Source organism: Williamsia herbipolensis (genome assembly GCF_036153515.1).
In the GTDB taxonomy this organism is placed as follows: domain Bacteria; phylum Actinomycetota; class Actinomycetes; order Mycobacteriales; family Mycobacteriaceae; genus Williamsia_A; species Williamsia_A herbipolensis.
Map to the genome: position 1 here is coordinate 4,680,744 of NZ_CP108021.1, position 12,148 is coordinate 4,692,891.

Genomic DNA, 12,148 nt, shown 5'->3' on the forward strand with positions numbered 1-12,148 from the left:
CACTCCCCACCACCGACTTTGGGGGCGGGGTCGCCGGTGCGATAGTCTTTCCCTCGCCCATCGAGCCCCCGTAGCTCAGGGGATAGAGCGTCCGCCTCCGGAGCGGAAGGCCGCAGGTTCGAATCCTGCCGGGGGCACCACACATCTCTCGCCCTGCGGTCGTATCCCGGCGAATCTAGGCTCTTCCCATGAGAATGCTGCTGTCCTTCTACGGCAGTCGAGGTGACGTGCAGCCGGGCCTGTGCCTGGGACTCGAACTCCTCCGCCGCGGCCACGACGTCGAGATGGCGTTGCCCCCCAACTACGTCGACGTCGCCGAGGCGATGGGCCTGCGGGCTCACCCGGTGGGACTCGACAGCGAGTCGTACTGGGAGTCCGATCGCGCCCGTCGCATCCTGTCGACCGGCAATCCCGTCACGAAATTCCGTCTGGCGCAGGCGCAGGTCCGCGAGGGGTTCGCCCGGTTCGACGCCGACCTCGCGGCACTCGTGCGCGACCTGGCGGACACCACGGCCCTCGACGGTCTCATCAGCGGACCGCTGGGCCAGGACCGCGTCGCCGATCTCGCCGAGTACCTCGACGTCGAGATGGCCACGGTGCGACTTTGTGCGATGTCGGAGAACGGTGCGATCTGTGCCGTCCCGACCCGTCACCGGCTGCCGCCGGTGGTGAATCGGGCGTCGTGGCGCCTGGTGGACACCCTCACGTGGACCTTCTCACGGTCGTCGCAGAACCGGTTCCGTGCGTCGCTGGGGCTGCCGGCGGCGTCGCAGTCGATGCCCGAGCGCCTGCGGCGGTCGAACACGCTGCAGATCCAGGCCTACGACGCCGCGCTGTTCCCCGGCCTGGCCGCGGAATGGGACGACCGCAAACCCGTCGTCGGCTTCTTCGACCTCCCGGCCGGCAGGCGCCCTGCCGGCGACACACCGTCGGGGACCGGCGGACTCGACGACTGGCTGGACGGGGGAGCGCCGCCGGTGCTGATCGCCTTCGGCAGTGCGCCCGTCGGCGGCCCCGAGGCGGTACACCGTGCCGTCGCCGAGGCCACACGCCGGGAGGGGGTGCGCGCGCTGGTGGGTGTCGGCGGCCGACCCGTCGGCGTCGATCCCGACAACCCGCACCTCTTCGTCGCCGGACGGCTCGACCATCCCACCGTGCTGCCCCGACTCGCCGCCGCGGTGCATCACGGCGGTGCGGGCACCACCGCGGCCACCCTGCGTGCGGGCCTGCCGACGATGGTCTGCGCGGCCGGCGCCGACCAGGCGCACTGGGGTGCACAGATCACCCGGCTGGGTGTGGGGACGGCGACCAGGCTGTCGGGGCTCGACGCCGACACGCTGGCCGCGGGGCTGCGGGTGCTGGCCGATCCGGCCACGGTGGGGCGCGCACGCGCTCTCCGCACGCAACTGACCGCACCGGACGTCGCGGTGAACGATGCCGCGAAACGCATCGAGTCGGCGTTCACCCGCATCGCGGTGTGAGACGCCGACTCGATGGTCGCGCTGTTCTCGGGCGGTTCTCACCGCCGGGTGATCAGCCCTTGACGCAGGTGAACTGCATGACGTCGATCATGTCCTTGCGGAACGACGCGGCGCAGCCGCTCAAGTACTTGACGTAGGTGTTGTAGTTCGCGCGGCCGCACAGGGCGATGGCCTCGTCGCGGTGCTCGCCGAGAGCCTTGCTCCACGCGTCGAGGGTGCGCGCGTAGTGCAGCTGCAGCGGCTGGATCTTCTCGACGGTGAAACCGGCGGCGGTGGCGCCGTCGGTGACCTGCTTGGGCAGCGGGAGCTGTCCGCCGGGGAAGATCTCGGTTGCGATGAAGCGCAGGAACGCGAAATCGTCCTTGCTGATCTTGTTGCCGGTCTCGTGGTGGTGCGAGAGGCCGTAGGCGGTGATGGTGTGGAGCAGCATCTTGCCGTCGTCGGGCAGCGCGTTGTACGCGAAGTTGAAGAACTGCTCGTAGCGCTCGAAACGGAAGTGCTCGAACGCGCCGATGCTGACGATGCGGTCGACCTTGCCGTCGAACTCCTCCCAGCCCTGCAGGCGGATGTCGCCCGAGAGACCGGTCTCGGCGGCCTTGGCCTCGACGAGCTTCTTGACGTGGCCGTACTGGTTCTTGCTCAGCGTCAGGCCGATCACGTTGACGCCGTACTTCTCCATGGCGCGCAGCGCGGTGGCACCCCAGCCGCAGCCGACGTCGAGGAGGGTCATCCCGGGCTCGAGGCCCAGCTTGCCCAGCGACAGGTCGATCTTCGCGAGCTGTGCCTCGTTCAGCGACATGTCCTCGCGCTCGAAGTACGCACAGCTGTAGGTGCGGGACTCGTCGAGGAAGAGGGCGAAGAAGTCGTCGCTCAGGTCGTAGTGGGCCTGAACGTCCTCGAAGAACGGTGTTTCGGTGGTCACAGGTGAACCTCTTTCGTGTGTGCTTGCACCAGCGAGGAGCCAGTGGTCGTGTGGTGCCCACACTGCGGTGGGCTCGATCGGTGATTGCGCGCCGGCGTGATGACACCGGCGCCGCGGTCATCTCAGCGCCACCGTGGCGGTTGCGCGACCGAAGATCCGCTTGCCCCGGAAGGTCGCACCGAGCGCGATCGTAGCCGTCCTCGCCTCGTCGTCCAGCGATTTGACGCGTCCAGTGTATTCGACCTCGGCGGGGGCATCCTCGGCGACGTAGGCGATTCCGGTGAACCGCACACGATAATCGCGAACGGCTGTCGGATCTCCCACCCACCCGGTGACGAACGACGATCCGATGCCCATCGTCAGCATCCCGTGCGCGGCGCAGGTGTCGAGTCCCACGACACCCGCTGCCCGCTCGCTCCAGTGGATGGGGTTCCAGTCGGCGGAGATGCCCGCGTAGTTCACCAGGTCACCGCGGCGGAGGGTCACGGTCTTCGGCGGCAGCACATCGCCCACGGAGACATCCTCGAACCGCGGCACGGCTGCGTCGAGATCGTGGTCCCAGGTGCCGATCGGTGGGGTGGGAACCCCGTCGATCTCCTGCCAGCCGGTCGTCGTGGGCGGCGAGAAGTCGCCCATCATCACATCGGAGAGCGCGGCGGCGAGTTCGGGTTCGGCGTGCGCACCGCGCCGACCCGCCGCGGTGGTCAGGAGCGTGGCGACGAGCTCGCCACTGTCGTTGATCAGCAGCCCCTCGACGATGATCGTGTCGCCGCCGGCCTTCTGACGGATGGGCGTCAGACCCATGGTCAGCGAGAGACGGTCGCCGGCGTGCATGGGCCGGTGGTAGGTGAACACCTGGTCGGTCTGGACGAACGCGCTGGTGTCGTACTCGAGCAGCACGTTGTCGAGCAGCCAGTTCAGACCGCTGCCGGCGAGGCGGGCGGTGAAGGTCAGGGGCGCGACCAGGCCGCTGTGTCCGCGGTCGGCGGCGGCCTTCTCGTCCCAGTGGACGATGTGACCGTCCTTCATCGAGCGGGCGAACTCCCGGATCTCCTCGCGACCGATCTGATAGTGGTCGTCGGGCCGGTAGTACTGCGTCCAGTCACGATCTTCGGAGCTGACGTCCTCGGGCTTCACGATCTCCTCTGTGGTTGGCGATCACTTGTGATGGGTCGAGAATCGCCGATCATCGTCGCACACGACCGCGGGCGGCGACGATCGTGTGCGACGCGCGTCCGCGTGCGGTCGCGGGGCTCAGTTCATCGACAGCGGTGCGACGCCGCGTTCGGTCAGCATCGCCGTCATCGTCTGCGCCTCGTTCTCCTGCGTGTTGATCATCTGCTGCGCCAGGGTCCGTACATAGTCCTGCGAGACGTGCCCGGGATCGGCCGCGTACTCCATCATGGGCAGGCCGCCCTGGTGGTGTCGCAGCATCAGTTGCAGGAAGTAGGCGTCGAGCGCGGTCCCGCTCATGGTCCGCAGCCGGCTCATCTCACTCGCCGTCGCCATGCCCGGCATGAGCGGCGTCGTGGTCCCGTTGCCCGCGGTCATCGTCATCGGGCCCGACATCGATCCACCCGACATGGCCCCACCCGACATGGAGTGGTGATCCGCCATCCAGTCCATCGCCGTCGACGGGTTGTCCAGCGGGTAGCCCCACCGGGTCAGCCACGACTGCATCTGGCCGATCTGGTTGGTCTGCTGGGTGAGGATGTCGTAGGCAAGCGACCGCACCTGCGGATCGGATCCCTTGCTCAGGGCGATCGTCGCCATCTCCACGCCCTGGGAATGATGGGTCGACATGTCCTGGGCGAAACCGACCGCCGCGGAGTTCGAGGCGGGTGTGGCGTCGGAGCCGGTGCTCGAGTCCACCGTCCGACCGACCACCAGGCCGAGACCCACGCCGATCAGCAGCAGCGCCACCCCGCCGAGCACGAGCAGGGCCGGGAGCTGCCTGCGCAGCGACGATCGCCGGTCGGGTTCGCTGTCGGTGTCGTGTGCGGCGAGGGTCGTGTCGGTGCTCATGACCTCAGCCCGCCGGGGTCGAGGTCGGGGCGGGGACGGTGGCGCCCCCGGTCGCGCCCGCCTCGTCGGTCGCCTGCTGAGTGCCCGCGCCGTTCATGGGCACCGCGTTCGCGGGCACGGGTCCGGAGTCGGCCGGCGGCGGGTTGCTGGGGTCGAAGGCGCCGGGGATGGCGGCACATTCGGCGCCGACCTCGGGATACGACGACTGCTGCGGCTGGCCGGGGTAGACGTTGGTCTGCGAGTTGCGGCGCAGCGCGGTGATGAAGTGGTCGACACGGGAGTCGCTCGCGGAGTCGAGCTTGAGCTGGTGGCCCCACGACTGCAGCGAGATCGGTGTGCTCAGACCCGGGTAGGGCGACATGAGGGTGTACGGCCTGCCCTCGACCTTGCTCTTGAGGATGTCGACGTCGCCGGCCTTCACCGTCTGGGGGTTGTAGGTGATCCAGATCGAGCCGTGCTCGAGGGCGTGGACGGCGTTCTCGGTGCGCAGCTGGTTCGGGTAGACGATCCCGGTGCAGGTGGCCCACACCGCGTCGTGCGGACCGCCGAACGGCGGCGACTGGTCGTAGGCGACGCGCTGGGTGGGGGAGACGTGCTGGCCCGCGGGATAGAAGATCTTCACCACACCGGGGATGTCGTCGGACGGGTCGGGATTCGAGGCCGAGGGGACGAACTTCTGGGTCTCCTCGCGGTCGATGTACTTCGGGGCCAGATAGGCCGCGAGACCACCGACGATGGCCACGACCACCACGACCGCGGCGATCGTCATCCACGGGATCGGGCGGCGTCCGCCCGCCTTGACCACGGGAACGGTGCCGGGCTTGGTCTTCTTCTTCTGGGAGGACGGCGTGCGGGGGACCGGCGGAGCCGACGGGGTGTTCGTCGAGCTCGTGTTCGGTGCCGGCCGGGGGCTCTCGGTCGCCATCACTGCCTTTCGGTTCGAGGATGCGCGGCACAGTCTACTGGCCACCGGCGCGGCGCCGGTCGATCGCGAACGCGGTGGGCAGCCGTGACCGCGATTGTCGCCACGCCGCGGCAGGCCAATAGGATGGTGCCTCGTGACTCCCACCGATCTGTCCACCGTGTTGCGTGATGCCACCACCACGGTGCTCACCCGGCGCGGACTCGACACCTCGGTGGTCCCCGAGACGGTGGTGGTCGAGCGGCCTCGCAACCCCGACCACGGCGACTACGCCACCAACATCGCCCTGCAGATCGGCAAGCGGGTCGCCACGGCGCCGCGCGATCTCGCCGGGTGGCTCGTCGAGGAACTCCGGTCACAGCCGAGCATCGCCTCGGCCGAGATCGCGGGTCCGGGATTCGTCAACCTGCGGCTCGCCGCGGCGACTCAGAACGCCACCGTCGCGACCGTGTTGTCGGCCGGGTCCGACTACGGGCGGGGCACCGACCTGCAGGGCACCGCGATCAACCTGGAGTTCGTCTCGGCGAACCCGACCGGTCCGATCCACCTCGGGGGCACCCGCTGGGCCGCGGTCGGTGACGCCCTGGGCCGCGTGCTCGATGCGCAGGGCGCGGCGGTGACCCGCGAGTACTACTTCAACGACCACGGCACCCAGATCGACCGGTTCGCGCGGTCGCTGCAGGCGGCGGCCCTGGGCGAACAGACCCCGGAGGAGGGGTACGCGGGCGCCTACATCGGCGAGATCGCCGCCGACGTCGTCGCCGCGAACCCCGGCGTGCTCGAACGCCCCGAGGCCGATCGACTCGAGGTCTTCCGGTCGACCGGTGTCGAGCTCATGTTCGACCACATCAAGCGGAGCCTCGACGATTTCGGGACGCACTTCGAGGTGTTCACCCACGAGAACTCGATGTTCACGTCCGGCAGCGTCGACGAGTGCATCGCGGAGTTGAAGGCCAACGGCAACCTCTACGAGAACGACGGCGCGTGGTGGTTGCGCTCCACCGACTTCGGTGACGACAAGGACCGCGTCGTCATCAAGCGGGACGGTGAGGCCGCCTACATCGCAGGCGACATCGCCTATTTCCGCGACAAGCGGCGGCGCGGGTTCGACCTGTGCATCTACATGCTCGGTGCCGATCACCACGGATACATCAAGCGCCTCAAGGCGGCTGCGGGCGCACTCGGTGACGACCCGGCCACCGTCGAGGTGCTCATCGGTCAGATGGTGAACCTGGTGCGCGACGGGGTGCCGGTGCGGATGAGCAAGCGGGCGGGCACGGTCATCACCCTCGACGACCTCGTCGACGCGGTGGGGGTGGACGGCGCCCGCTACTCGTTGATCCGGTCGTCGGTCGACGTCAACCTCGACATCGATCTGGATCTGCTGACCACGCAGTCGAACGAGAACCCGGTCTACTACGTGCAATACGCGCACGCGCGTCTCTCGGCGATCGCGCGCAACGCCGCCGACCTCGGGATCACCGCATCCGACGCGCATCTGGAGTTGCTCGCCGAACCCGCCGAGGGCGAGCTCATCCGTACCCTCGGCGACTTCCCCGGAGTGGTGGCGACCGCGGCGCACCTGCGCGAGCCGCACCGGATCTGTCGATATCTCGAGAGTCTGGCCGCGTCCTACCACCGGTTCTACGACCGGTGCCGCGTGCTGCCCCAGGGCGACGAGGAGCCCGGTGACATCCACTCCGCCCGCCTCGCCCTGTGCTCGGCGACGCGGCAGGTGATCGCCAACGGCCTCGACCTCGTCGGTGTCAGCGCACCGGAGCGGATGTGATGGCCCACCCCGCGGGTCCCCGCCACGCCGAGGACGCACCGCGCTCGCACCCGTCGGAGCGTCCCGCGTCGACCGACGAGCTCGTCGAGCTGCCCGCCGCGGTGTGGCCGCGCAACGCCACCCGTCGCGACGACGGTGTCGTGACGCTGGCCGGAGTCGGTGTCGACGCACTCGCCGCCGAACACGGGACACCCCTGTTCGTCATCGACGAGGCCGATTTCCGTTCACGCTGTGCCGACATGCTCGCCGCGTTCGGCGCGACCGGTCGGGTGCACTACGCCTCGAAGGCGTTCCTGTGCACCGAGATCGCGCGATGGGTCGAGCAGGAGGGCCTCTCGCTCGACGTCTGCTCGGGTGGCGAGCTCACCGTCGCGCTGCGCGCCGGGTTCCCCGCCCATCGGATCGCGTTGCACGGCAACAACAAATCGCCCGAGGAACTGCAGCAGGCGGTCGAGAGCGGGGTCGGACACATCGTGGTCGACTCGGCCATCGAGATCGAACGCCTCGACGCCGCCGCCGGTGCGGCCGGGGTCGTCGCCGATGTCCTGATCCGCGTGACCGTCGGCGTCGAGGCCCACACGCACGAGTTCATCTCCACCGCCCACGAGGACCAGAAGTTCGGGTTCTCGCTCAGCGGCGGTGTCGCGATGGACGCGGTGCGCCGTGTCTTCGCCGCCGACAACCTCCGACTCGTGGGCCTGCACAGCCACATCGGGTCGCAGATCTTCGATCTCGACGGCTTCGAACTCGCCGCCCATCGAGTGCTGGGTCTGCTCAGCGACGTGGTCGCCGAGTTCGGCGTCGACAAGACCGCCCAGCTGTCGGTGCTCGATCTCGGTGGGGGACTGGGAATCTCGTACATCCCCAGCGACGACCCGCCGCCGGTCGACGAGGTCGCCGCGACCCTCGTCGACATCGTGACCCGGCAATCTGCCCAGCTCGGACTGCCCACCCCGATCCTCGCCGTCGAGCCGGGACGCGCGATCGCCGGTCCCGGCACGGTCACCCTGTACCGCGTCGGCACGGTGAAGGACGTCGCCATCGGCGGTGGCGCACACCGTCGCTACGTGTCGGTCGACGGCGGCATGAGCGACAACATCCGCACCTCGCTGTACCAGGCCGAATACGACGTCCGGCTGGTGTCACGCACCTCGGCGGCCACCGCCGTGGTCAGCCGCGTCGTCGGAAAGCACTGCGAGAGCGGCGACATCGTCGTCAAGGATTGCTGGCTGCCGTCCGACGTGGCCCCCGGTGACCTCCTCGCCGTGGCGGCGACCGGTGCGTACTGCTACACGATGTCGAGCCGGTACAACATGGCGACGCGTCCGGCCGTGGTGGCCGTGCGTGACGGTGTGTCGCGACCGGTGCTGCGACGGGAGACCGTCGCGGATCTGTTGAGTCTGGAGGTGACCGAATGACCGAACACTCGCATCGACCCATCGGGGTCGCGGTACTGGGTATGGGCAACGTGGGGGCCGAGGTGGTCCGCATCCTGTTGCAGAACGCTGACGACCTCCAGGCCCGTGTCGGCGCGCCCATCGAGATCCGTGGCATCGCCGTGGCTGACCTCGGCAAGGCGCGCGCGTGTGCGACATCGCTGCTGACCGACGACCCTGCCGCCCTGGTGAAGCGCCCCGACGTCGACATCGTCGTCGAGCTCATCGGCGGGATCGACGTCCCCCGCACGCTGATCGCCAGTGCACTCGAGCACGGCAAGTCGGTCGTCACCGCGAACAAGGCTCTGCTCGCCGACTACACCGGCGAACTCGCGACGCTCGCCGCCGACGCGAAGGTCGACCTGTACTTCGAGGCGTCGGTCGCCGGTGCCATCCCGGTGATCCGTCCGTTGATGCAGTCGCTCGCCGGCGACACGGTGCAGCGGGTGGCCGGAATCGTCAACGGCACCACCAACTTCATCCTCTCCGCCATGGACGCCGACGGCGAGGACTATGACGTGGTCCTCGCCGAAGCCGGACGCCTGGGATACGCCGAGGCCGACCCCACCGCCGACGTCGAGGGATACGACGCGGCGGCCAAGGCCGCCATCCTCGCGTCGATCGCGTTCCACAGCCGCGTGACCGCGGGTGACGTCCACCGTGAGGGCATCTCCTCGATCACCGCCGCCGACCTGGCCTCGGCGGCGACGCTGGATTGCACGATCAAGCTCCTGTCGATCTGTGAGCGGATCGTCGATTCCGCGGGACGGCAACGGATCTCGGCGCGGGTCTACCCGGCACTGGTCCCGTTGACCCACCCGCTGGCGAGCGTCAACGGTGCGTTCAACGCCGTCGTGGTCGAGGCGGAGAACGCCGGTCGGCTGATGTTCTACGGACAGGGCGCGGGCGGTGCACCCACCGCGTCGGCGGTCCTGGGTGACCTCGTGATGGCCGCGCGCAACAAGGTGCACGGTGGCCGTGGCCCCCTCGAGTCGACCTATGCGTCCCTCCCGATCGCACCGATGGGCGATGTGAACACCCGCTACTACGTCTCGATGAAGGTGGCCGATCGGCCCGGTGTGCTGGCGACCGTGGCGGGGGAGTTCTCCGCGCGCAACGTCAGCATCGCGACCGTGCGCCAGGAGGGTGCCGAGGAGAACGCCCGGCTCATCGTCGTCACACACCGTGCGCCCGATTCCGCGCTGTCGGAGACGGTCGACGCACTCACCGAGCTCGACTCCGTGTTGAGCGTGTCCAGCGTCCTGCGCCTGGAGGGAACAGATGACTGACAGTGGAACGCAAGGTCGGGCCGTCCACCGAGCCTGGCCGGGTCTCATCGAGGCCTACCGGCACCGACTCCCCGTCGAACCCGATGGCAAGGTGGTCACCCTGCTCGAGGGTGGCACCCCGCTGATCAGCGCCCCGCACCTGTCGGAACTCACCGGGTGCGAGGTCTACCTCAAGGTCGAGGGGGCGAACCCGACCGGGTCGTTCAAGGACCGGGGCATGACGATGGCGGTCAGCAATGCAGTCAACCAGGGCAAGACCGCGGTGCTGTGTGCCTCGACCGGCAACACCTCGGCGTCGGCCGCCGCGTACGCCACCCGGGCGGGCATCACCTGCGCCGTGCTCATCCCCACCGGCAAGATCGCCATGGGCAAGCTCGCCCAGGCTGTCATGCACGGGGCCAAGATCATCCAGGTCAAGGGCAATTTCGACGACTGCCTCGAGCTCGCGCGGAAGGCCACGGCGGAGTTCTCCGAGATCGAGCTCGTCAACTCGGTCAACCCGGCGCGGATCGAGGGCCAGAAGACCGCGGCGTTCGAGATCGTCGACGTCCTCGGTCGCGCCCCCGACGTCCACGCGTTGCCGGTCGGCAACGCGGGCAACATCACCGCCTACTGGAAGGGCTACGCCGAGTACCACGCCGACGGCGTGTCCTCCTCGCGTCCCCGCATGCTCGGTGTGCAGGCCGCGGGCGCGGCGCCGCTGGTCAGCGGGCATCCGGTCAAGAACCCCGAGACCGTCGCCACCGCCATCCGTATCGGCTCGCCCGCGAGCTGGCAGCAGGCGGTCGACGCGAAGGACTCCTCGGGCGGACAGTTCCTCGCCGCCACCGACGAGAAGCTCCTCGAGGCCTACCGTCTCGTGGCCGGGCGAGAGGGCGTGTTCGTCGAACCGGCGTCGGCGGCCAGCGTCGCCGGGCTGCTCGCCGCACGTGCCGACGGTTGGATCTCCGCCGGTGAATTGGTGGTGTGCACGGTCACCGGCAACGGCCTGAAGGACCCCGACACCGCGCTGGCCGGGATGCCCGAGGTCCAGGCCATCGACGTCGACCCCGCCGCCGTCGCGCGCGCACTCGATCTGAGCTGACCGCCGCGATGAATCAGCCTCTGCCGCTGGGCGTCTCGTGCTCGGTACGGGTCCCGGCGTCGTCGGCCAACCTCGGGGCGGGTTTCGATTCACTGGGCCTCGCGCTCGACATCTACGACGATCTGACCGTCACGACCATCGCGTCGGGCGTGCGGGTCAGCGTCGACGGTGAGGGCGACGGCGCCGTCCCCCTCGACGACACCCATCTCGTGGTCCGGGCCCTGTTGCGTGGACTCGACGCCGGCGGTGTCGGATCGACCGGACTCGAGATCGTGTGTCGCAACGCCATCCCGCACGCGCGGGGGCTCGGGTCCTCGGCGGCCGCGGTCGTCTCGGGCCTCGCCGCGGCCTCGGGGCTGATGGCGAAAAGCGGTTTGAGGCAACCGTTCTCGACCGAGGAACTCATCCAGCTCGCGAGCGAGTTCGAAGGCCATCCCGACAACGCCGCGGCCAGCGTCCTCGGGTCGGCGGTGGTGTCGTGGACCGAGTTCGTCGACGGTGTCGCGCGCTATCACGCCCGACCGCTGGCCGTGCACCCGGCGATCGCGGTGACCGCGTTCATCCCGTCGACCGAGTCCTCGACGTCACTGACCCGCGGACTGCTCCCCGACGCGGTCCCGCGTTCCGACGCGGTCTTCAACGTGAGCCGCAGTGCGCTGGCCGTCGTGGCGCTGACCAGTGATCCCGGGTGCCTGCACGCCGCGACCGCCGATCGCCTCCACCAGCACTATCGCGCACCGGTACTCCCCGACACGACCCATGTCGTCGACGAACTGCGCGGTCGCGGGGTCGCGGCGTTCGTCTCCGGCGCCGGGCCCTCGGTCCTCGCCCTGCACGACCAACCGCTACCCGCGGCCGCCGTCGAACACGCCGCACGCGTGGGCTTCGCGGCCCGGTCCCTGCGGGTGGCCGGTCCCGTCGACGTGCGCTGACCGCGACCGCTCGTCGAACCCGGCCACCGCGACGCGCCGGGAGGCCCGGTATTGCCCGACGTCGGGTTCGTGGTTAGCATGAAGAGGTCTCGCTGCGGACGTCTGTCCACATTGCGCCTCTTCGCCGATATCCCTGCACACGGTGTCTGCCCGACCATCGGGCGTGCCGGCACACCATCGGGACTCGATCGACGACGGCGCACCTGCAGACGCCATCACGGCGGCAGACCCACCACACTTGACCCCGTCCTTCTCGACGGGCACGAGA

General features: G+C 69.3%; 10 protein-coding genes and 1 tRNA gene. 7 read left to right on the plus strand and 4 right to left on the minus strand.

The genetic code is table 11. From position 1 onward, the window contains the following. Window positions 1-64 precede the first annotated feature (64 nt). Both OG579_RS21785 and OG579_RS21790 read left to right on the plus strand, forming a co-directional pair. Window positions 65-140: transfer RNA gene (locus OG579_RS21785), tRNA-Arg, on the plus strand. Window positions 141-188: 48 nt separating this feature from the next. Then, the gene (locus tag OG579_RS21790; protein ID WP_328857639.1) at window positions 189-1,481 is read left to right on the plus strand and encodes a glycosyltransferase; all 1,293 of its coding nucleotides are present in this window, start codon (window positions 189-191) and stop codon (window positions 1,479-1,481) included. A gap of 52 nt (window positions 1,482-1,533) precedes the next feature. Here the strand turns inward: OG579_RS21790 and OG579_RS21795 are convergent, their stop codons facing one another. The 4 genes from OG579_RS21795 to OG579_RS21810 all read right to left on the minus strand — a co-directional run bounded on the left by OG579_RS21795 (window position 1,534) and on the right by OG579_RS21810 (window position 5,353). Continuing rightward, window positions 1,534-2,403 (minus strand): cyclopropane mycolic acid synthase family methyltransferase, encoded by an 870-nt coding sequence (locus OG579_RS21795; protein ID WP_045822188.1) that lies wholly within the window; start codon window positions 2,401-2,403, stop codon window positions 1,534-1,536. 117 nt (window positions 2,404-2,520) lie between these two features. Beyond that, on the minus strand, window positions 2,521-3,540 hold the full coding sequence (locus OG579_RS21800) for a fused (3R)-hydroxyacyl-ACP dehydratase subunits HadA/HadB (RefSeq protein WP_052688807.1): 1,020 nt from the start codon (window positions 3,538-3,540) through the stop codon (window positions 2,521-2,523). Window positions 3,541-3,657: 117 nt separating this feature from the next. Next, a complete protein-coding gene (locus OG579_RS21805) occupies window positions 3,658-4,428 on the minus strand; it encodes a DUF305 domain-containing protein (RefSeq protein WP_045822190.1) in 771 nt (256 codons plus the stop codon). A gap of 4 nt (window positions 4,429-4,432) precedes the next feature. Then, complete coding sequence (locus OG579_RS21810) at window positions 4,433-5,353, minus strand: DUF3105 domain-containing protein (protein ID WP_328857640.1); 921 nt, start codon at window positions 5,351-5,353, stop codon at window positions 4,433-4,435. Window positions 5,354-5,486: 133 nt separating this feature from the next. Between OG579_RS21810 and argS the strand changes: the two genes are divergently transcribed. Genes argS through thrB form a run of 5 tightly spaced genes read left to right on the plus strand, consistent with a single transcriptional unit; the run spans window position 5,487 to window position 11,880 of the window. Then, window positions 5,487-7,139, plus strand: a complete 1,653-nt coding sequence (gene argS / locus OG579_RS21815) for an arginine--tRNA ligase (protein ID WP_328857641.1) — start codon at window positions 5,487-5,489, stop codon at window positions 7,137-7,139. After that, window positions 7,136-8,557, plus strand: a complete 1,422-nt coding sequence (gene lysA, locus OG579_RS21820; RefSeq protein WP_328857642.1) for a diaminopimelate decarboxylase — start codon at window positions 7,136-7,138, stop codon at window positions 8,555-8,557. The genes argS and lysA overlap by 4 nt, the downstream gene beginning before the upstream one ends. After that, window positions 8,554-9,864, plus strand: coding sequence for a homoserine dehydrogenase (locus OG579_RS21825; RefSeq protein WP_045822195.1), 1,311 nt, complete (start codon window positions 8,554-8,556; stop codon window positions 9,862-9,864). Before lysA ends, OG579_RS21825 begins: the two co-directional genes overlap by 4 nt. Next, on the plus strand, window positions 9,857-10,948 hold the full coding sequence (gene thrC, locus OG579_RS21830) for a threonine synthase (protein ID WP_045822196.1): 1,092 nt from the start codon (window positions 9,857-9,859) through the stop codon (window positions 10,946-10,948). The genes OG579_RS21825 and thrC overlap by 8 nt, the downstream gene beginning before the upstream one ends. Before the next feature lie 8 nt (window positions 10,949-10,956). Further along, window positions 10,957-11,880 (plus strand): homoserine kinase, encoded by a 924-nt coding sequence (thrB, locus tag OG579_RS21835; protein WP_328857643.1) that lies wholly within the window; start codon window positions 10,957-10,959, stop codon window positions 11,878-11,880. Window positions 11,881-12,148 lie beyond the last annotated feature (268 nt).

What these genes read in the sequence shown, in the direction of transcription:
- thrB (WP_328857643.1), top strand. Translation starts at nt 10,957, where the DNA reads ATGAATCAGCCTCTGCCGCTGGGCGTCTCGTGCTCGGTACGGGTCCCG.
- OG579_RS21805 (WP_045822190.1), bottom strand. Translation starts at nt 4,428, where the DNA reads ATGAGCACCGACACGACCCTCGCCGCACACGACACCGACAGCGAACCC.
- OG579_RS21810 (WP_328857640.1), bottom strand. Translation starts at nt 5,353, where the DNA reads ATGGCGACCGAGAGCCCCCGGCCGGCACCGAACACGAGCTCGACGAAC.
- thrC (WP_045822196.1), top strand. Translation starts at nt 9,857, where the DNA reads ATGACTGACAGTGGAACGCAAGGTCGGGCCGTCCACCGAGCCTGGCCG.
- OG579_RS21790 (WP_328857639.1), top strand. Translation starts at nt 189, where the DNA reads ATGAGAATGCTGCTGTCCTTCTACGGCAGTCGAGGTGACGTGCAGCCG.
- OG579_RS21825 (WP_045822195.1), top strand. Translation starts at nt 8,554, where the DNA reads ATGACCGAACACTCGCATCGACCCATCGGGGTCGCGGTACTGGGTATG.